The organism is Butyrivibrio sp. INlla21 (assembly GCF_900116875.1).
Classification (GTDB): domain Bacteria; phylum Bacillota; class Clostridia; order Lachnospirales; family Lachnospiraceae; genus Butyrivibrio.
On sequence record NZ_FPCC01000014.1, the window covers coordinates 38,204 to 59,837 of the forward strand.

Annotated in this window: 17 protein-coding genes and 1 other annotated feature; of the genes, 2 read left to right on the forward strand and 15 right to left on the reverse strand. The window is 44.7% G+C overall.

Annotated elements, in window-relative coordinates; translation table 11 throughout:
• Window positions 1-49 precede the first annotated feature (49 nt).
• The 11 genes from rpoC to BM377_RS09545 all read right to left on the reverse strand — a co-directional run bounded on the left by rpoC (window position 50) and on the right by BM377_RS09545 (window position 13,733).
• On the reverse strand, window positions 50-3,775 hold the full coding sequence (gene rpoC, locus BM377_RS09495; RefSeq protein ID WP_092247355.1) for a DNA-directed RNA polymerase subunit beta': 3,726 nt from the start codon (window positions 3,773-3,775) through the stop codon (window positions 50-52).
• 53 nt (window positions 3,776-3,828) lie between these two features.
• On the reverse strand, window positions 3,829-7,701 hold the full coding sequence (rpoB, locus tag BM377_RS09500; protein WP_092247358.1) for a DNA-directed RNA polymerase subunit beta: 3,873 nt from the start codon (window positions 7,699-7,701) through the stop codon (window positions 3,829-3,831).
• A 375-nt stretch (window positions 7,702-8,076) separates the two neighbouring features.
• Window positions 8,077-8,454: a 50S ribosomal protein L7/L12 gene (gene rplL / locus BM377_RS09505; protein ID WP_092247262.1), complete on the reverse strand. Its 378-nt coding sequence runs from the start codon at window positions 8,452-8,454 to the stop codon at window positions 8,077-8,079.
• 64 nt (window positions 8,455-8,518) lie between these two features.
• Window positions 8,519-9,136 (reverse strand): 50S ribosomal protein L10, encoded by a 618-nt coding sequence (rplJ, locus tag BM377_RS09510; protein WP_092247265.1) that lies wholly within the window; start codon window positions 9,134-9,136, stop codon window positions 8,519-8,521.
• Window positions 9,137-9,160: 24 nt separating this feature from the next.
• Window positions 9,161-9,290: a sequence feature (ribosomal protein L10 leader region), on the reverse strand.
• A 42-nt stretch (window positions 9,291-9,332) separates the two neighbouring features.
• Entirely contained in the window at window positions 9,333-10,583 is a 1,251-nt protein-coding gene (locus BM377_RS09515; RefSeq protein ID WP_092247268.1) for a CapA family protein, read from the reverse strand.
• A 96-nt stretch (window positions 10,584-10,679) separates the two neighbouring features.
• Window positions 10,680-11,369 (reverse strand): 50S ribosomal protein L1, encoded by a 690-nt coding sequence (gene rplA / locus BM377_RS09520; protein ID WP_092247271.1) that lies wholly within the window; start codon window positions 11,367-11,369, stop codon window positions 10,680-10,682.
• A 13-nt stretch (window positions 11,370-11,382) separates the two neighbouring features.
• Window positions 11,383-11,808 (reverse strand): 50S ribosomal protein L11, encoded by a 426-nt coding sequence (gene rplK, locus BM377_RS09525; RefSeq protein ID WP_022765113.1) that lies wholly within the window; start codon window positions 11,806-11,808, stop codon window positions 11,383-11,385.
• A 143-nt stretch (window positions 11,809-11,951) separates the two neighbouring features.
• Window positions 11,952-12,584 (reverse strand): transcription termination/antitermination protein NusG, encoded by a 633-nt coding sequence (gene nusG, locus BM377_RS09530; RefSeq protein ID WP_092247274.1) that lies wholly within the window; start codon window positions 12,582-12,584, stop codon window positions 11,952-11,954.
• Window positions 12,585-12,596: 12 nt separating this feature from the next.
• Window positions 12,597-12,857: a preprotein translocase subunit SecE gene (gene secE / locus BM377_RS09535; protein ID WP_092247276.1), complete on the reverse strand. Its 261-nt coding sequence runs from the start codon at window positions 12,855-12,857 to the stop codon at window positions 12,597-12,599.
• A 31-nt stretch (window positions 12,858-12,888) separates the two neighbouring features.
• Window positions 12,889-13,038 carry a 50S ribosomal protein L33 gene (gene rpmG, locus BM377_RS09540; protein ID WP_013281689.1) on the reverse strand — a complete coding sequence of 50 codons (150 nt, stop codon included), beginning with the start codon at window positions 13,036-13,038 and terminating at the stop codon, window positions 12,889-12,891.
• Window positions 13,039-13,211: 173 nt separating this feature from the next.
• The gene (locus BM377_RS09545; RefSeq protein ID WP_242948137.1) at window positions 13,212-13,733 is read right to left on the reverse strand and encodes a biotin transporter BioY; all 522 of its coding nucleotides are present in this window, start codon (window positions 13,731-13,733) and stop codon (window positions 13,212-13,214) included.
• 160 nt (window positions 13,734-13,893) lie between these two features.
• On the opposite strand from BM377_RS09545, the gene bioB reads away from it, so the two are divergent.
• Window positions 13,894-14,850: a biotin synthase BioB gene (gene bioB, locus BM377_RS09550; protein ID WP_092247282.1), complete on the forward strand. Its 957-nt coding sequence runs from the start codon at window positions 13,894-13,896 to the stop codon at window positions 14,848-14,850.
• 42 nt (window positions 14,851-14,892) lie between these two features.
• Here the strand turns inward: bioB and BM377_RS09555 are convergent, their stop codons facing one another.
• The 4 genes from BM377_RS09555 to BM377_RS09570 all read right to left on the reverse strand — a co-directional run bounded on the left by BM377_RS09555 (window position 14,893) and on the right by BM377_RS09570 (window position 19,981).
• Window positions 14,893-15,687 carry a biotin--[acetyl-CoA-carboxylase] ligase gene (locus BM377_RS09555; RefSeq protein ID WP_092247361.1) on the reverse strand — a complete coding sequence of 265 codons (795 nt, stop codon included), beginning with the start codon at window positions 15,685-15,687 and terminating at the stop codon, window positions 14,893-14,895.
• A gap of 14 nt (window positions 15,688-15,701) precedes the next feature.
• Window positions 15,702-16,442 (reverse strand): hypothetical protein, encoded by a 741-nt coding sequence (locus tag BM377_RS09560; protein ID WP_092247285.1) that lies wholly within the window; start codon window positions 16,440-16,442, stop codon window positions 15,702-15,704.
• Window positions 16,443-16,489: 47 nt separating this feature from the next.
• Window positions 16,490-17,842 carry a hypothetical protein gene (locus BM377_RS09565; RefSeq protein ID WP_092247287.1) on the reverse strand — a complete coding sequence of 451 codons (1,353 nt, stop codon included), beginning with the start codon at window positions 17,840-17,842 and terminating at the stop codon, window positions 16,490-16,492.
• Window positions 17,843-17,917: 75 nt separating this feature from the next.
• On the reverse strand, window positions 17,918-19,981 hold the full coding sequence (locus BM377_RS09570; protein WP_092247290.1) for a hypothetical protein: 2,064 nt from the start codon (window positions 19,979-19,981) through the stop codon (window positions 17,918-17,920).
• Window positions 19,982-20,226: 245 nt separating this feature from the next.
• On the opposite strand from BM377_RS09570, the gene BM377_RS09575 reads away from it, so the two are divergent.
• Complete coding sequence (locus tag BM377_RS09575; protein ID WP_092247293.1) at window positions 20,227-21,537, forward strand: flagellar filament capping protein FliD; 1,311 nt, start codon at window positions 20,227-20,229, stop codon at window positions 21,535-21,537.
• The last annotated feature ends 97 nt before the right edge of the window (window positions 21,538-21,634 follow it).

Sequence of the window (21,634 nt, forward strand, 5' to 3'; positions counted from 1 at the left end):
AGTTCCTGCGAACCGGTTAAGATTCGCAGGAACGATATTACATTTATGATTACTCTTCGTCGTCAGAAACAGAAACTTCATCGTCAATCTCGATCTCATCTTCGATGATCTCTTCTTTTTCGATGTCCTTCTTTTTCTTCTTAAGGATAAGCTTCTCTGCATCTTCGAAGTTGGCGTCGGTATTAAGAGCTGTGTTTCTGTATCTCTTCATACCTGTTCCGGCAGGGATAAGCTTACCGATAATAACGTTCTCTTTAAGTCCGATAAGAGGATCAACCTTACCCTTGATAGCTGCATCAGTAAGAACCTTGGTTGTCTCCTGGAATGATGCTGCTGAAAGGAATGAGTTGGTTGCAAGTGCTGCCTTGGTGATACCAAGGATTACCTGCTTACCTTCCGCAGGTCTCTTCTCCTCAGAGATGAGTGCCTCGTTCTTATCCTCGAAATCAAGAACATCAACAAGTGTTCCGGGAAGGAAATCTGTATCTCCGCTCTCGTCGATTCTTACTTTCTTAAGCATCTGGCGAACGATAACCTCGATGTGCTTATCGCAGATATCAACACCCTGTAAGCGGTAAACTCTCTGAACTTCTCTTAAGAGGTAATCCTGTACTGCACGGATTCCCTTGATCTTAAGAAGATCGTGAGGGTTAACTGAACCTTCTGTAAGCTCGTCACCGGCTTCGATTGTTGTTCCGTCCTGAACCTTGATACGTGATCCGTAAGGGATAAGATAAGCTTTTGACTCGCCTGTCTCATCGTTGGTTACGATAACTTCACGTTTCTTCTTGGTGTCTCTGATCTCAACCTGACCGTCAAGCTCTGAGATGATCGCAAGTCCCTTAGGCTTTCTTGCCTCGAACAACTCCTCGACACGGGGAAGACCCTGTGTGATATCGCCACCGGCAACACCACCTGTGTGGAATGTTCTCATGGTAAGCTGTGTACCGGGCTCACCGATTGACTGTGCAGCGATGATACCAACTGCCTCACCGACCTGAACTGCCTCACCTGTTGCCATGTTAGCGCCGTAGCACTTAGCACAGATTCCGTTGTGTGAACGGCAAGTAAGGATTGTACGGATCTTAACTGCATCAACAGGCTGTCCCTTAGCATTGACACCTATTGTAAGAATCTTCTCAGCTCTTGAAGGAGTGATCATGTGATTCTTCTTAACAAGAACGTTGCCGTCCTTATCTTTTATAGTCTCGCAGGAATATCTTCCTGTGATTCTGTCCTTAAGAGGCTCGATTGTCTCTTTTCCGTCCATGAATGCCTTAACGGTCATTCCGGGGATAACTTCCTTGCCTTCGCAGCAATCGATGTCACGAATGATAAGCTCCTGAGATACGTCTACCATTCGACGTGTAAGGTATCCGGAATCGGCTGTACGAAGAGCCGTATCTGAAAGTCCCTTACGAGCACCGTGTGCTGACATGAAGTATTCCAGAACGTCAAGTCCTTCACGGAAGTTAGACTTGATAGGAAGCTCGATGGTACGACCTGTTGTATCGGCCATAAGTCCACGCATACCTGCAAGCTGTTTGATCTGCTGGTTACTACCACGGGCACCTGAGTCAGCCATCATGTAGATGTTGTTGTACTTATCAAGACCTGCAAGAAGCACTTCTGTGAGCTCTTTATCGGTCTCCATCCAAGTATCAACTACCGCACGATAACGCTCTTCGTCTGTGATGAGACCACGACGATAGTTAGCTGCAATCTTATCAACAGTTGCCTGAGCTTCATCAAGCATCTGCTGCTTCTGAGGAGGCACTGTCATATCGGCGATGGAAACGGTCATAGCTGCTCTTGTTGAGTAGTGGTAACCTGTTGCCTTGATATTATCAAGAACCTCTGCAGTTGCGAATGTTCCGTGTGTGTTGATCATAGCGGTAACGATCTGCTTAAGCTGTTTCTTACCAACCATGAAGTCAACTTCAAGCTTGAATGTATTCTCGGGATTGGTTCTGTCTACAAAACCAAGATCCTGAGGGATGATCTCGTTGAAGAGGAATCTTCCGAGTGTTGATTCTGCAAATCCTGTAGAAACCTCACCTTCGGCATTCTTCTTTTCAATTCTGATCTTAATTCTTGACTGAAGTGTAATGTAACCGTTCTCGTATGCAAGAATAGCCTCGTCTACGCTCTTGAAGACTTTTCCTTCGCCAAGGGCTCCGGGTCTTTCCTGTGTGAGGTAGTAAATACCAAGTACCATATCCTGTGTAGGAACGTTTACAGGGCCACCGTCAGAAGGCTTAAGAAGGTTGTTGGGTGAGAGCATAAGGAATCTGCACTCAGCCTGTGCCTCTACTGACAATGGAAGGTGTACAGCCATCTGGTCACCGTCGAAGTCGGCGTTGAAGGGTGTACATACAAGAGGATGAAGCTTAATAGCTTTACCTTCTACAAGGATAGGCTCAAATGCCTGAATACCAAGTCTGTGAAGTGTGGGAGCACGGTTAAGCATAACAGGGTGCTCTTTGATTACATCCTCAAGAACGTCCCAAACCTGCTCATCAAGTCTCTCAACGAGCTTCTTGGCGTTCTTTATGTTCTGTGAGATTCCTCTGGAAACAAGCTCTTTCATAACGAAAGGCTTGAAGAGCTCGATGGCCATTTCCTTAGGAAGTCCGCACTGATAAATCTTAAGTTCGGGTCCAACGACGATAACCGAACGTCCTGAATAGTCTACACGCTTACCGAGAAGGTTCTGACGGAAACGTCCCGACTTACCCTTAAGCATGTCTGAAAGTGACTTAAGTGCTCTGTTACCGGGTCCTGTTACAGGTCTTCCTCTTCTACCGTTATCGATAAGTGCATCAACAGCCTCCTGGAGCATTCTCTTCTCGTTACGAACGATGATGTCGGGAGCTCCGAGATCCATAAGTCTCTTAAGTCTGTTGTTTCTGTTAATGATTCTTCTGTAAAGATCGTTAAGGTCAGATGTAGCGAAACGTCCGCCATCAAGCTGAACCATAGGACGAAGATCCGGAGGAATAACCGGGATGCAGTCCATGATCATCCATGCAGGAAGGTTTCCTGACTCTCTGAATGCCTCTACAACCTCAAGTCTCTTGATAATTCTTGCTCTCTTCTGTCCGCTTGAAGTATCAAGACCCTCTTTTAACTCCTGATACTCTTTCTCAAGATCGATATCGAGAAGGAGCTCTTTTATGGACTCAGCACCCATTCCTGCGCGGAACTTGCCGCCCCACTCTTCTCTTGCGTCCTGATATTCTTTCTCGGAGAGAACCTGCTTGTACTCAAGTGTTGTCTCACCGGGATCAAGTACTATATAAGAAGCAAAATACAATACTTTTTCAAGAACACGGGGTGAAAGGTCAAGGATAAGTCCCATTCTGCTGGGGATACCCTTGAAGTACCAGATATGTGATACGGGAGCTGCAAGCTCGATGTATCCCATTCTCTCACGACGTACGCTTGATTTGGTGATCTCTACGCCGCAACGGTCGCAGACAACACCCTTATATCTGATCTTCTTGTACTTACCGCAGTGACATTCCCAGTCCTTGGTAGGTCCAAAAATTCTTTCGCAGAACAAACCGTCTCTTTCAGGCTTAAGTGTTCTGTAGTTGATTGTCTCAGGCTTGGTAACCTGTCCACTGAGTGGATCGTTATCTATTCTGTGTACCCAGCTTCTGATCTTCTCAGGAGAAGCAAGACCGATCTTGATGGAGTCGAAAGTCATCGGCTGATAAGTCTGCTGCTGTGTTGATCTGCCGCTGGAAGCTTCATTTATTGCTTTATTCATAGTTGAATCAGACATTCGTAACCTCTTTTCTTTGCTTTATTAGTTACTGCAAATTACTCGTCATCAGATGCATCGCCAAAATCATCGAAATCTTCATCTGAATCGAAGCTTCCGGAATTCTCAACCTCTGATACAAGCTCGCCGCTCTCATCAAAGCGCTGCTGAGTATATCCGTTTGCCTCAAATGATTCCTGGCCGTAATCACGTCCCGAAGTATCACCTTCGATCTCATAGCGATAATCAGAATCCGTATAATCTACGCTCTCTTTGATTTCAACTTCTGTGTTGTCCTCACGGAGAACCTTGATATCAAGACCGAGTGACTGAAGCTCTTTCAAAAGGACCTTGAATGACTCAGGTACACCGGGTTCAGGGATGTTATCGCCCTTAATGATAGCCTCGTATGTCTTAACACGTCCTACAACGTCATCAGACTTAACTGTAAGAATCTCCTGAAGAGTATATGCAGCACCATAAGCCTCGAGAGCCCAAACCTCCATCTCTCCGAAACGCTGTCCACCGAACTGTGCCTTACCGCCGAGAGGCTGCTGTGTAACAAGTGAGTAAGGGCCGGTTGAACGTGCGTGGATCTTATCGTCTACAAGGTGATGGAGCTTGAGGTAATGCATGTGTCCGATAGTTGTCGGGCTGTCAAACTTCTGTCCTGTTCTACCGTCACGGAGCTGTACCTTTCCGTCTGATCTGATCGGAACGCCCTTCCAGAGCTCTCTGTGATCTCTGTTCTCATAGAGATAATCCATTATCTCGGGATGTACAAGATCCTTATATTTCTTTTCGAAATCTTCCCATGAGTCGTTAACGTAATCGTTAGCCATCTCAAGAGTATCCTGAATGTCTATCTCGTTAGCACCGTCAAAGATAGGTGTTGCGATATTAAATCCAAGTGCTTTTGCAGCAAGTGAAAGGTGAATCTCGAGAACCTGTCCGATATTCATACGGGAAGGAACGCCGAGGGGGTTAAGCACGATATCAAGAGGTCTGCCGTTAGGAAGATAAGGCATATCTTCTATAGGAAGTACTCTTGAAACGACACCCTTGTTACCGTGACGTCCGGCCATCTTATCACCTACAGAGATCTTTCTCTTCTGAGCGATGTAGATTCGAACAGCCTGGTTAACACCGGGTGAAAGCTCATCACCGTTTTCTCTTGTAAATACTTTGGCATCAACAACGATACCGTATTCTCCGTGAGGAACCTTAAGAGATGTATCTCTGACTTCTCTTGCCTTCTCACCGAAGATAGCACGAAGGAGTCTCTCCTCAGCTGTAAGCTCTGTCTCTCCCTTAGGAGTAACCTTACCTACAAGGATATCACCCGCACGAACCTCTGCACCGATACGGATAATTCCGCGATCGTCGAGATCCTTGAGTGCATCGTCACCGACACCGGGAACGTCACGTGTAATCTCTTCGGGTCCGAGCTTGGTCTCACGAGCCTCTGCCTCGTACTCTTCTATATGTACAGATGTAAATACATCATCACGAACAAGTCTTTCTGAAAGAAGAACAGCGTCCTCGTAGTTGTAACCTTCCCATGTCATGAAACCGATAAGAGGGTTCTTACCAAGACCGAGTTCTCCCTGTGAAGTTGAAGGACCGTCTGCGATAACCTGTCCTGCCTCAACGTGGTCGCCCTTGAATACAATGGGTCTCTGGTTGTAGCAGTTACTCTGGTTGGATCTCTGGAACTTAATGAGGTGGAACTCTTCCTTCTCACCGTCATCGTATGTCATCTGGATAAGCTTGCTGTCAACAAAGTCAACAGTTCCGGCTTTTCTTGCGACAACGCAGACACCTGAGTCAACGGCTGCCTTGCGCTCCATACCTGTTCCTACTGCAGGTGCTTCTGTTGTAAGAAGCGGCACTGCCTGACGCTGCATGTTTGATCCCATGAGGGCACGGTTAGCATCGTCGTTCTCAAGGAAAGGAATAAGTGCTGTAGCAACTGAGAATACCATTCTGGGAGACACGTCCATATACTCAAAAGCTGTCTTGGGATATGCTGATGTCTCTTCTCTGTAACGGCCTGATACTGTATTTCTCTTGAAGAAACCGTTCTCATCAAGAGGAGTATTAGCCTGAGCTACATGGTAATTATCTTCTTCGTCGGCTGTAAGGTATTCAACCTCGTCAGTTACTCTTGGATTCTCAGGGTCTGACTGGTCAACCTTACGATAAGGCGCCTCAACGAAACCATAGTCGTTAACTCTTGCATAACTTGCAAGTGAGTTGATAAGACCGATGTTAGGTCCTTCAGGTGTCTCGATAGGACACATACGACCATAGTGTGTATAGTGAACGTCTCGAACCTCGAATCCGGCTCTGTCTCTTGAAAGACCACCGGGACCAAGTGCTGAAAGACGTCTCTTGTGAGTAAGCTCACCGAGAGGGTTGTTCTGGTCCATGAACTGTGAAAGCTGTGATGAACCGAAGAACTCCTTAACAGCAGCCTGTACAGGCTTGATGTTGATAAGGATCTGAGGAGAAACTTCCTCAGTGTCATGAGTTGTCATTCTCTCACGAACTACTCTCTCAAGTCTTGAAAGTCCGATACGGTACTGGTTCTGAAGAAGCTCGCCTACGCAACGGATACGTCTGTTTCCGAGGTGGTCGATATCATCATCGTTACCGATGCCGTACTCAAGATGAATATTATAGTTAATAGAAGCAATGATATCTTCTCTTGTAATGTGCTTTGGAATAAGATCATGTACACGCTTCTTGATGGTCTCAGCAAGTCCTTCGGGGTCGTTCTTGGCTGTGTACTCATCAAGGATCTCTTTAAGTACGGGATAGTAAACATCCTCGTTGATTCCAAGCTCGGCAGGATCACAGTCAATGAAGTGTGTGATGTCTACCATCATATTGGAAAGAACCTTAACGTTGCGCTCTTCCTCCTGAAGGAATACATAAGGAATAGCACAGTTCTGGATCTCTGTAGCAAGTGCACGATCAACCTTGGTTCCTGCTGAAGCGATCATCTCACCTGTGAACTCATCAACTACATCCTCAGCGAGAACGTGTCCGTTGATACGGTTCTTGAAGTGAAGCTTCTTATTGAACTTATATCTACCAACCTTGGCAAGATCATATCTTCTTGCATCAAAGAACATAGCGTTGATAAGGCTCTCTGCACTCTCAACAGAAAGAGGCTCACCGGGACGTATTTTTCTGTACAGCTCAAGAAGACCACTCTGATAATCTGTAGAAGGGTCTTTAGAAAAACTTCCCTGAATCTTGGGCTCATCGCCGAAGAGTTCAAGAATCTCTTCATTTGTTCCGATTCCGAGCGCTCTAATAAGAACAGTAACGGGAACCTTTCTCGTTCTGTCTACTCTTGCGTAGAATACGTCATTAGAATCGGTCTCGTACTCAAGCCATGCACCTCTGTTAGGAATAACGGTACATGCAATAAGCTCCTTACCGATCTTATCGTATGTAATATCGTAATAGATACCGGGTGAACGTACCAACTGGCTGACGATAACACGCTCAGCTCCGTTGATTACAAAGGTACCTGTTGCAGTCATGAGAGGGAGGTCACCCATAAAGATCTCATGCTCGGTAAACTCGTTCTTCTCCTTATTATGAAGACGAACCTTTACCTTTAAAGGTGCAGCAAATGTTGCATCTCTCTCCTTGCACTTCTCAATCGTATTCTTATTCTTGTCGATCTCATCCTCGCAAAGCTTGAAATCAACAAATTCCAGACTGAGTTTGCCACTGTAGTCCTCAATAGGAGAGATATCGTCAAAGACTTCCTTCAAGCCTTCGTCAAGAAACCACTGATATGAATTCTTCTGAACTTCAATCAGGTTCGGCATCTCCAGGACTTCCTTCTGGCGCTGGAAGCTCATTCGTATGTTCTTACCAGAGCCGGTAGGATGTAATCTGTTTTTTTCCATTGACATTCACCCCGTTCTTTTAGTATTGATATATATTGCAGAGTCTGTCCGGGCACTTTAAAAAAGCGCGCAAAAAGACCCATTACACCACAATAGTGCATTTTCCATTGTACTTCTAAAAAATCTTCATGTCAATAAGAAATTTATGAGTTTTTTTACAAAAAAATAAATATCACAACTAAGCGATATACGGATTGCTTCGTACTTGTGCTGTAATTGATATACGAATTGCTCCGCACATAGTGCTCTCGCAATTCTACAGATATTCGGAATACGCATTAACATGCTTCTTCCTCATAACTGTTACGGTCAAAAATAAAAGGTCTATCGCACGCAAGCATGCGATAGACCTTTTGCTTTTGACACGAATATCAATTACTTAAGAGTAACCTTAGCGCCCTCAGCCTCAACCTTAGCCTTGATATCATCAGCCTCAGCCTTAGAAGCGTTCTCCTTGATCATCTTAGGAGCTCCGTCTACGAGATCCTTTGCTTCCTTAAGTCCAAGACCTGTGATCTCACGAACAACCTTGATAACCTTAACCTTGTTAGGTCCAACCTCTGTAAGCTCAACGTTGAACTCAGACTTCTCTTCTCCGCCTGCACCTGCGCCAGCACCAGCTGCTGCAACTACAACGCCTGCTGCTGCAGATACGCCGAACTCTTCCTCACAAGCCTTTACAAGCTCGTTTAACTCAAGAACTGTTAACTCTTTGATAGCATCAATGATTTCTGCTGTAGATAACTTTGCCATTTTATATACCTCCGTATAATAATCAATAAATTAGTGTTGTTAAAATTATGAAGCAACGCACAGATTACTCTGCTGCAGGTGCTTCTGCCTCTGCTGCGGGAGCCTCAGCTGTCTCAGCGGGAGCTTCTGCTGTCTCAACAGGTGCCTCTTCTGCTGCAGGAGCTGCCTCCTCAGCTGCGGGTGCCTCTGCCTCACCTGCACCGCCTTTCTCTGCGATCTGATTGATAACGCGAGCGAAGTTTGCGATAGGTGACTGCATAGAGCCAAGCAACTTGGAAAGAAGAACTTCCTTTGAAGGGATAGCAGCGATCTCAGACATTGCCTGAGCGTCATAGAACTTTCCTTCTATAACACCACCCTTAATCTCAAGAGCCTTAGCCTTCTTAGCGAAGTCATAAAGCACACGAGCGGGAGCTGCAGGATCGTTAGTAGATACAGCCATTGCGCTGGGTCCGTTAAGAAGATCCTTAAGCTGCTCGAAATCTGTTCCCTTGAATGCGAAGTTCATCATCGTATTCTTGTAAACCTTATATGTAACGCCTTCTTCACGAAGTTTCTTACGAAGCTCAGTATCCTGTGCAACAGTAAGTCCGCGGTGATCTACAAGTACGAGCGCCTGTGCGTCTTTAATCTTCTCAGAAATCTCTTCAACTACAGGCTTTTTAAGTTCAACCTTTGCCATTCTTTTTACCTCCTTATAGAATTTACCGCCGAAAAAAAACCTCTCGAAGACATCGAGAGGCTAAAAGTCTAATCATAACTTTTCCTCGGCAGGCGTTTTCACATTACGTTCCTCTCGGAACACCTGCTGTCTTCGGCACGGTTGTCATCTATTCTTACGACAACCTTAGATAATTTATCATAATAAATATATGTTGTCAAGGACTAATATATCCTTTTTCATCTATATGAACTCCGGGTGAAATACCGGCCATCCAATTAAGTATCCTGCTCTTTTCCTCGCCCTCTGCTTCATTGACACAGCAGCCACTCTGAATCGCAGGCACGAACTGAAGGTTTACCGCTCCGTTCTTATGAAGTGTCGTGATAACCATTCCCGTATCAAGTGTCTTGGAGTTAAAAATAAAATTACCAAGACTATAAACAACAGGAACATCGTCCACATAATCAATCTTCTGAAGAACATGAGGATGATCGCCTATTATAAGATTGGCTCCGGCATCCGCTATCTCTTTTGCCTGATCCCTCTGAAGATAATCGATCTCCGTAGCACTCTCGGTTCCCCAATGAACAAACACGATCACATACGCATTCTTCTCTCTGGCTTCCTTGATCTTATCAACCAAAAGCTCACCGTTAAAGCATCTGAAGACGCCCGGCGAATCCTCGGTCGCGCCCTTCGTATCGGGATGATCAAGCCTCTCGATCTGAGTTGCGCAGATAAAAGCAATCTTCATGCCGCTTTCAGTGATGTAATAAACAGGGTGAGACGCTTCTTCTATATTATGGCCCGCGCCGGCATAAACAATGTCCTGATCTCTTATATGGTCAAAAGAATCTACGAGTGCATCTTCTCCGTAATCATAAGCATGGTTATTGGCAAGAGATACGATATCAGCGCCCATGGTCTTAAGTATTCCGGCAGTCTCGGGACGCGCCCTGAACGTGTAGGTCTTGCCTTCCGTCGGAGTTCCTCTGTCCGAATAAGGAAACTCGTTGTTGATCATCATGATATCAACGCCGCGCATTTTCTCTAAAAGACTACTTCCGACGATGCCTTCCGCAGTGTCACCGTTCCTTTTAAACTTATCTCCCACGGCATAGTTTTCGTCAAAAAGAATATCTCCCGCAAAGCCGATAGTAACGCACTCATCATCGTACGTTCCGATCTTATGCGTATAGTCCTTATCTTCTTCAGCAACTTCCATCGCCTTCTTGGCGGATTCTTCATCCGTTACCGCAGCGTTCATTGCATAGCCCGCCTCAGGAATATCCTCCCAGGCATCAGTCAGAAAACCATGATTCGATGCGTGGTTGTTCTTTATATTCTTCATGATAAAAAGAGTCGGAAGTCCCACCACTAGCATGATCGCAAGTGTTGCCAAAAAAATCTTTATAGCCGGAGAAACCTTGATGCTCCGTCTTTTGTCGTCATAATATCTGCTCATATCGTGGTTATTATACCATATTTTGTGGTTTTGTCTGTTACAACCACAAAAAAGAGACGCATTTCTGCGTCTCTTTAAAAATTCTTATGCAAGTAATCAATACTTGTTAGCTACAACCTTAACGCCGGGGCCCATTGTTGTTGCAAGAGTAATGCTCTTGAGGTACTGACCCTTAACTGATGAAGGCTTAGCCTTTGTGATAGCATCCATAAGAGCGTTGAAGTTCTGCTCAAGCTGCTCCTCTGTGAAAGATGCCTTTCCAACAGGAACGTGGATGATGTTAGCCTTATCAAGTCTGTACTCGATCTTACCGGCCTTGATATCGTTAACAGCCTTAGTTACATCCATAGTAACTGTGCCTGCCTTAGGGTTGGGCATAAGTCCCTTAGGTCCGAGAACCTTACCAAGACGTCCAACTACACCCATCATGTCAGGTGTTGCAACTACAACGTCGAAATCAAGCCATCCATCATTCTGGATCTTAGGAATAAGCTCCTCACCACCAACGTAATCTGCGCCGGCAGCCTGTGCCTCATCAAGCTTTGTACCCTTAGCGAATACAAGAACCTTAACTGTCTTACCTGTTCCGTTAGGAAGAACAACAGCGCCTCTGATCTGCTGATCAGCGTGACGGCTGTCACAACCTGTTCTGATGTGAAGCTCTACAGTCTCATCAAACTTTGCAGTAGCAGACTTCTTAACAAGAGCTATTGCATCAGCGGCTTCATACTGCTGAGTCTTATCAATAAGCTTAGCAGCTTCTAAGTATTTCTTTCCGTGTTTCATCTCTCATCCTCCATCAGTCTTCTACTACGATTCCCATGCTACGTGCTGTTCCAGCGATCATGCTCATAGCACCCTCGATGTCTACAGCATTAAGGTCAGGCATCTTTGTCTCTGCAATCTTTCTAACATCTTCCTTAGAAACGGTTGCAACCTTAGTCTTGTTAGGAACTCCTGAACCCTTCTGAATCTTAGCTGCCTTCTTAAGAAGAACTGCAGCAGGTGGAGTCTTTGTGATGAATGTGAAACTTCTGTCTGCATAAACTGTGATAACAACAGGGATGATAACGTCACCCTTATCTGCTGTCTGTGCGTTGAACTGCTTTGTGAATTCAACGATGTTTACACCGTGCTGACCAAGTGCGGGTCCAACCGGTGGTGCTGGTGTTGCTTTACCAGCCTGGATCTGTAACTTAATATATCCTTCGACTTTCTTTGCCATTATGGCACCTCCTGAAAATATGTGGTCGGCGCATTATCCCCGGGGGGACAATGCTCCCACTCCAGCGGTTACATGCCCGTATTAAAACGAGCAATATATATTCAAGCACAAATGCGCCTAAATATCAAATAAAATATAAACTATCAGCGGTCGATCTTTCTGACCTCAGCAAAGCTGATCTCAACCGGTGTCTCACGTCCAAAGAGATCTACATTGATAGTAGCAGTCTGCTTACCAAAATCCATTCTCTGAACAACTCCGGCAGTATCTTTCCAAACGCCTGCCACAACAGCGATCTCATCACCGACACCGAAATCAACGGAAACTGTATCCGTTTTGATTCCGAGAGGCTTGATCTCTGCATCGGTAAGCGGAACCGGCTTGCTTCCGGGTCCTACGAAACCTGTTACGCCACGTGTATTACGAACAACATACCAAGTCTCGTCGTTCATATCCATGTTGACAAGAACGTATCCGGGGAACATCTTCCTCTGAACATTCTTGCGAACGCCGTTCTTAACCTCAACCACATCCTGAAGAGGAATTCTTACTTCAAAGATCTGATCCTCAAGATGTCTGTTGATGATAGCGCTCTCAAGGTTGTCCTTAACCTTCTTCTCATAACCTGAATATGTATGAACAACGTACCAGTGCGCATTCTCGTTTGTATTTGTATCAGTGCTCTGTGTATCAGCCGCAACTTCGCCTTCAGCGGGAACGGCTACATCTGATAATACCTCATCAGATTCAAAAGACTTTTCCATTTCTTCTGACATATTATCTCCTTATTATTTAGCAATAGATATTAAGAAACTAATACCTTCACTAAACGCATAGTCCAATACAGCTATCAAAGCGCAGCAAATAACAGAAACAACAATAACCGCTGTTGTCTGCTTGATCATATCGTTCTTGGTCGGCCAAATGATCTTGCCAAACTCAGCCTTAACTCCTGTGAAAAAAGCTGCAATTCCGGAGCCAAATTTTTCGCCTGAATTTTTCTTTTTAGAAGTAGCGGACTTGTTTTCTACTACCTTGGTCTCTTCCATACCCGTAGTCTCCCTCCTATAAAGGATGAAATTACTTTGTTTCTTTATGTAAAGTGTGCTTCTTGCAGAAAGGGCAATACTTCTTCATCTCAACACGATCAGGATGTGTCTTCTTATCCTTGGTTGTGTCATAGTTACGGTTCTTGCAGTCTGTGCAAGCAAGTGTAATTCTTGTACGCATTATCTCACCTCCGGCGTGTACTCTTCTAAATCGCCACAATAATTTTTTGCATAAAAAAAAGACGTAAATCTCATGTCGCTTGTCTAATATATCATACTGTTTTATCTTCGTCAACGAAAATTTGCGTCTTTTTCCCAAATATCCAAACAACTTACAGATTCCGCGCAGGTACCTTAATTAAGCACCTTTCTGAATGCGGGAATTACCTGCGCCGCCACAACGGCTTTTAACAGATCAAGCGGGATAAAAGGGACGAATCCCATAAGCAATCCCGTTTTAAGATCGTAGCCCATAGAATGCATAAGCCACAGCATCCCGACTAAATCAATTATAAGCACTCCAATTATGCCACATACGCTGTACCAAATTCTGTTGTATTTTTTTCCTCTTATAATAGGAAGAACAAGGAACACGATCAGAAATGCCCAGGTATATGCGCCATAAGGTGCTACAAGATATCCGACTCCCGCGCCGCCCCCGATAAACACCGGAAGTCCTACAGTTCCCAGAAGGAACCAAACTATTCCAATAAGAACAGATTCATTCACCGGGAAAAGAAGCGCAATCAGAAACACTACAAAATTCATCATTGTAATCTTGGGCGCCATGGGCAGCATAGTGGGTATGCTCAAATACGCAGATATGCACAAAAGCGCTGCAAACAGTGCACAAATAACTAGTCTTTTGGTTTTCATGTTTCCACCTCCAAAAGACATAGTAATTGAATGAACGCTGATTGTCAACCTTATATTATTAATTGGTTGACAATCTGCATATCCTATACTATCCTACTTTTCAGAAGCTGCTTTTCGCACATATCATACAGCTTACTATCATACTAAGGCAGGAACGGAAATGACTATTAATGAACTTACCGGCAAGATAATCAACGGAAAAGAGATAACGAAAGAAGAGGCCCTACGCCTCGTTGACGCGCCCCTCGAAGAATTGTGCGAGGCCGCGGATAAGATAAGACAACACTACAACGGAAATAAATTCGACATGTGCGCCATCCTAAGCGTAAAGGGCGGTCGCTGCAGCGAAAACTGCAAATTCTGTGCGCAGTCAAGCTTCTCAAAGGCAGACATTCCTTCATTTGAAATAAGAGACAGAGATTATGTGGTAGCCGACGCCAAGAAACTGGACGGACTCGGCATAACTCACTACTGTCAGGTTTCATCGGGAAGAAAGCTAAGCAAAAAAGAAATCGAAAAGATCTGCGATAATGTGAGGGGAATTGTCGAAGAAACAGGCTTCGCGCCATGCGTATCACTCGGACTTCTGGATAAAGAAGATCTCAAGATGCTAAAAGAAGCCGGTGTAAAAAGAGTTCATAATAATATAGAAACAAGCCCGGAGTATTTTAAAAAGATCTGCACAACACACACGACAGACGAAAAACTTGCAGTCATGAAAACCGTTCATGAGCTTGGGCTTGAATTGTGCAGCGGAGGTATATTCGGAATTGGCGAGACTTGGGAAGATCGCATAGACATGGCATTTGCGCTTACGGATATTAAGCCCGAATCGATCCCGATAAATATGCTGAAACCCATAAAAGGAACTCCCATGGATTACAGAGAGACCCTTACAAAGGACGAGGTCAGAAGGATTGTTGCTATATTCAAATTCATTCTTCCGAAGTCCTCTATCAGGTTTGCCGCAGGACGAGACATCCTTGACGATACGGGAATCTGCTGTTTCAAGGGTGGTTCCAATTCTACGATCACAGGAAACATGCTCACGGTAAAGGGTATATCGGTCGAAGAGGATCTAAAAACCATCAAATCACTCGGTTATAAACTCGCATAAAAAGACGCGTCGAATCATTTTACATTCGACGCGTTTTACATATTACAGATCAGCAATTCTTCCTATTATCTCAGCCGCAAGTTTATTTTTGGATACCGCGGCTTTACCCGGAAGGAACAGGCTTGTAGCAATATCTTTTACCTCCGAGGGAAAAGAGCTTATGTCGGAATCAAAGTTAATGCCGATGCCGACAACTATCCACTGAACAAGCCCCGTCTCAAACTCGGTACCTGCTTCGGTGAGGATTCCACAGACTTTCTTATCTCCTATATAAAGGTCGTTCACAGGTTTCAACGTAGGAGTGATACCGGTCAGTTCCTCAATAGCGTCAATAACACTGTTACCGACCGCCATTGTGACAGCATCCGGCTTAAGCTCGCCTATATCCATATATTCGGGTCTTAGCAAAATGCTCATGTACAGACCGCCCTTTGGAGAAAAGAAGCTGTGGTCACTTCTTCCATGCCCATCCGTCTGCACGTTCGCTATGATAACGGAGCCATGGTCGCCTCCTGCGATAGCAAGCTCTTTTGCCAAGCGGTTCGTAGAACCGACCGTGTCGTAGACGCAGATAAGCTCCTCATCCTTGTAAGCCTTTTGATACTCGTGCGGAAGAAAAGAGATTATGCCTGCTGCCGAGAGAATGTCGCTGGACTCCTTAAGCATATAGCCCTTGTTGCTCACCGCCTCAATCTCGTAGCCACTCTTTCGAAGCTCGTTTACCGCTTTCCAGACCGCTGTCCTCGAAAGCTCAAGCGACTCCGCAACGGCTTCGCCCGAGATATACTTTCCTTTATTTGATTCAAGAAATTCAAGCACCTTTTCTTTTGAAGTCATAGCGCACTCCAATCTCATCCGCTGATATCATAAGGAATCTCACCAACATTCTCATCTGAAAAAACTCCACTTGTTTCGCTAAAGGAATGATATAAACTGTCCTCAGAAAGATCCTCGGAAAGATCCCCCGTCAAACCAAGATCTCCTTTAAGTCCGGGCAAAGCTGCCGTCCACTCGATTCCGGTGTTGTCTTTAAAAGTCTTTTCAAACTCTTCTTTGGAAATTTCTTTTTCAAAGCTGTCGGAATAATAGTACGGCTTATCATCAGTTCCCACTCCGCAGCCTATAATCTGCTTAGCTTCTCCGTTTTCAAATTTATACAGAACCGTATCCTCGCTAAACGCAGGTCCCGTAATGAAATAATTTGTATCCTTGATCTGCCTTAACATGATAGATCCCGATGTATAATATCCGCAGTAAACATCTGTGGTTTTAACGGTATTAGATGATTCGTCATACGCATAGATCTCTTTGGTTCCGCTTTTATCAGTATCCAAAAAGAGCTCGGGAATGCCATCGTTATCCAGGTCAAAAAGAGAAAACTGCCCGTCACCGTCAAGTTCTTTTAGAAATCTGGAATAGCAGCCTCGCCATCCCTCATCTGAGATCAAGTTTATATCGCTAATATCTGCACTTGCCTGTGCAGAAACATCTTCAGTCGATGAAGTATCACCTGCGACCTGCTCCTCCCCGAAATTACCACATGCGCTCAGCATTAAACAACTGATTGCCATAACTGCAAATACTTTTTTCATTGTTCACCTATCCTTTTAATTATTATTTATCCGGATTTCCGGCATCCTCAATCTCCGACAGCATAGATCTTAAGCTTACCGTCTACATTCTTCACAACAATATACGGTTTATACTCACAATAAACATTCATGGTTATGATAAGCTCTGCTTTTCCGTCAAGGCCGACATCCGTATAGTTCTTTATATAGCCTTCACGTTCCCAATCATCGTGCTTCTTATTCCAATCATCGAATTTCTCAAAAATTTCTCGAAGCGTGTATGATTCTTTGTCAGTCAAAAACTCGGAAAACTTCACGTGTTCTCCGGTATCGGAACTTACGTCGAATTCGGCTTTTTCTTTATCATCAAGAAATGCCTCGTACAGCTCTCTTGATCCCTCACAATTCAAGTTGTAGACTTCATCGGTATATCCGATCTTTTTGCGGACATCCGCAACCATTTTGTCGAATTCATCCTTGGAGATAATATTGTATCCCGCATCCTTATACGCCTTCCTTACAGTTTCATAAGGATTGTTGTCGGAAGAAGGATCTTCTTCAATAGTGTTATAATCCTTGTCATCCATAATGAAATAGTAGTATTCATCCGCCTTTTCATGTTCCTTCTTAAAAGAAAGCATTTCTTCGGAAACATAAGCTACCCCGTCAAGCTCAGGCAAATTGCCGATCCGAGCGTTACCGTAACCTGCTTCGGATTCGCAGTCTACATACCAGAAATGATAATCACCTTCGCCGTCAATAAATCCATGTTCAGAACCATGCATATCTCCCGAATTCATAAACCGTTCCGTCTCTCCGCAATAATTGACAATAGAATAATCTCTTTCTGCGGAATCGGAAAGATAGCATATTTTTAATTCTCCACCCTTATCTTTGACGATAAAGTCATAACCTCTAGAGTCTTCAAACCCAAGAGATACCAGAAGCTCCAATTTGCCATCAAGAGCACAATCAATGTATTTCTTGGTGCCGCGCTCCAAATGAGCGTTATCCTTAACCAGATCAATAAGATCATCAAGCGTATAGGACTCTTTATCTTTCAAAAGATCATAATAATACGGAAAACACTTGTGGAACTCTTCCGATGCATCGAATACAGCCTTTTCTTTTCCGTCAAAAAAATCTTGGTATAGCTTCTTGGATGCCTCATCCATCAAATCTTCCGGCATGGCCGTAGCATCATTGGAAAGCTCCGTGCCGGCCTGTGTAGATGCTTCATTTGATACAGGCTCTACAGAAGCTTCCGTCGAAGCAGCCTGCAAAATCTCCGCCGAAGCTGTATTTGATGCTTCCTTAGGCGCCCTCGCTTCGCTTACATTTTCCCCTATGTTCGTTTCGCCGCATGCCGACAAAAGCAGCATTGCAGCACTTGCAACTCCGATAAAAATTCTCTTCCTCATTTTTTATTACCTTTCCTTTATAAGTCGTTTTATCCTCGCAAACCAAGGACATTTATATAACATCGGCGCACCGGATCATTCCAGGAAGACGCCGCCGTTATCATAAATAATACTATACACTTTCCTGCTCTCTAATTCTGCCCCCTCTTTTAATAAAGGAGTAAAAAGATCTTTCGAAAGCATCTCATCATCTTCTATATATAAATACGAAGCATGACTTTCAGAAATCTTCCTCACCATTACATCCGCGCTGTCTTCCTCAGCGATAAAGCCGTCGTAGACAAGCGCAACGGGAGAAGCCTTGCCGCTTATATAAGCGTTGTGCACCCAGTGATAGGTGTGACCGTCACGCATCACGAGAACTCTTTTCCCCCAGAGCTCTTTATTTGCAAAAACAGTCTCCGCAAGCACCTTACCGTCTTCTCCGACCATCTCGTCTACGTAAGCCGCATTCTCTTCCATCGCCTGCTTGTGGTCAAAAAGATATCCGAAAATGCCGACGTAGTTGGCGGTAAGAAAAACAAAAATCGCAAACACAGATACCGCGAGCCAAGCGCGTATTGTAGTAAATCTGCTGCTGCCGGAATCAGATTTCAAACCTGATGATGCAGCTTGCCCCGCGCGGTTCACTCCCACTTTTCCTTCATAATACATGCACATCAGCAGATACACTCCGCCCAACGCGAACGGGCATCCGTACCTCGCAATAGACACCGACATCGTAAACGCATCAAGATACTGATCTTCCGTCATGAATATCGAGATGTGCGCAAGGAATATGATCCCATAGGTCAAAAGAGCTGTCACAGCCATGAAAACTGCAAGTTTCACCGCCTCTTTTTTCTTGATGATCTTAGTTATGCCCAAAACAGCAATCGCCGCAAATATCAATATAACAACAACGCCTGTCGATATGTCAAAAGTCAGGTTAGTATCTGCGTGGATCGGCATCGTCCAAAATCCCTGTGCAAAGAACTTCGCCTTATCAAGCGCATTGGCGGGCGCTTCATACGTTCCCGAAGTAGCCATCTTGATACCCGCGCCCGTAAGCTTCGCAACACGCCTGTTTATCAGGCAGAACAAAAGCCAGCTTCCGTAAACCGCGCCGCTTCCGAGAATTGTGATAACCATACCCTTCGCAGAGCCACAGCTGTTCACAGCAAGATCTGATGAACCGTCATCTGCACCCGCTGTTTTTTTCCTATTCATGATAAAATAAAACACCAGCGCAAAGATCGCCCACTCTATTCCTACGGACTTGGTCAAAAGAAGCATCGAAGTCATAAGGAATATCCTGATGGAATAAAACGGACCTCTACCCCCGCCTCCAAGGATCATATACAAAAGCGCGCCGTAAACTATCGCCATCGTCACATCCGCGGGAGTTCCGTAATAGATTATCCCGTTGAACACGCCGGGGAAAAGAACTATCGCAAGAAATGTGACCGCGCACAAAGCGTAGCGCACAACCTTTACGCCAAGAATCTTATTCGTCGCGCCATTGACACTACGGCGCTCACTCGCAGCGCCGATCCCTCTCTTCACCGCACCATACAAAGGAAGCAGGAAAACCAGATTCATCGTGAAATACCCGAAGAACTGAAGGCTCTCATCATACTCCCTCGGCGAGATCTGAAGGAAAAGCCACTTTATAAGTGAACCCGCAGGCGGATAGTCGCCAAACTCAGGGGAAACATTGCCGTATTTACCGGGGAATCCTCCGAGGTAAAAGAGCTGTTTAACATCAGATGACCAGAAATTGATATCATCCCACCAATTAAAGACCATATCACGCGTCAGAATCCTTACGGCAAAAAGAAATACCGTAAGAACCGCAAGCTCTATCCATGGAATTACGGAAAAAAACTCTTTTAACCGAGTCTTGAAAACAACACTTCGCCCATCGTCTTTGGAAGAGGCGACACAAGTCTTAAGATAAAAGCCTATCCCAAGAACCGCTATAAACAGCACAGAGATCAACCCGATAAACCGCATGCCCCTAAAAAACGCCAGCACATAGAGCACCAACATCGCGGTAACAAGCGACAAAGGCAAAGTATTATAAAAAGAATCTTTATATTTATATGAAAGCGTGGCCGAAAGCAAAAGTATCGCCACAACAGTGATCGCAAATATCATATCAGTCCGTCCTTTACACCTCATCATTATAGTATGAGCGTGGGTGCAAAAGCAATTTACGGGATTTCATATATAAATTTTTTGTAAAATCTTCGATTTTGTGATAAAAAACAGTTGACAATTGACCAATAAAAAATATAATGTAAGTATCTAAAGGTGGCTAAACATGCCCTCGTGCGACTGATGTCAATGGATTGGCAGAGTATATATTGCGCACGTTATCACGGAAGAAAGGAGGGGCACGTATGGCAGGCATATCTTTAAATGGCGTATATAACCATTTCATACAGGATTACGTATCCAAAGATGTCACACATGCTGACGCACATCGAAAAGATGAGCTTCGGGATGTGTATAAGTCTATAGCTAAACATAACAAGCAATCCCCTCTGTATCTTTTGACCAATGATGACGAATCCCGCTACGATGCGATTGATATAAAAGAGCGTGCGAGACAGCTTCAGGGTAATATATTCAGTCTGAGCGATCAGGAAGACAGATCTTCGCTCACGCATACTTCTGCGTTCACGACCGATCCAAACAGAGTTGCCGCTTCCTACATCGGAAAAACTCCCGATCAGGACGTTGGCGTTATCGGCTTTGACATTGAGGTTAAACAGCTGGCTTCTGTTCAGACCAACCAAGGACATCCGCTTCCGCTCGAAGCGCAGTCCGCACTCAAAGAAGGAAGCTATGCCTTCGATGTAAGCATCGGTTCACAGGAATTTGAGTTCCAGTTCAGCATTTATGAAGAAGACAAGAACATCGACATTCTTCAAAAGCTTGAAAGGCTCATAAACAAGGCAGATGTCGGACTCAAAGCAAAGATAACCGAATTCGAGAACGGATTTGGTGCAATCGAGATCACATCAAACAGAACCGGCATAAGAGAAGGCTCTTTTAACCAGTTTGATATCTACGAAACTTCCGGAGACCTTGGAAAAGGCTCGGTAGCGACGCTTGGACTCGACAATGTTATAAAGCCTGCTTCCAACGCACTCTTCACACTTAACGGTGAAGAAAAGAGCGCAGTTTCCAATCACTTTACGGTTGGTTCCAAGTTTGATATCCAGATAAGCGACGTGACAGATCCCGGAAAGCCGATACATGTCGGAGTAATGAAGGACAACGAAGCTCTTCGCCATCACATAATGTCGATCATGGAAAGCTATAACACATTCGTGACCGATACCGTCGGCGAATACAACGATAAATTCAAGAGCGACAGAGTCAAGAGTGAAGCGATCGGAATCGCCAAACTGTACATGACGGGCTGTGAAGATATCGGAATTTCTTTCTCAGGAGACGGCACCATAGCGGTCGACGAAGAACTGCTCAAGCAGGCGATCGAAGCTTCTCTTGATAACAAGCAGCTCGCATCCATCAAGAACTTTACGGATGCTCTTATCAAGAAGGCAAAAGACATTTCGGTAGACCCGATGAAGTACATAGACAGACCGGTTGTTAACTACAAGAACCCGGAATCGACGAAAAACACTACATCGCCTTACATAACCAGCGAGTATTCCGGAATGATGTTCAACAATTACAGCTAAACATAGTTAAGAGTCCCTATCTGCAGGTAGGTGACTTGATCTCATAGAAAAGAAGCAGCACGCTCCATCAGCGTGTTGCTTCTTTTTTTGCAGAAAA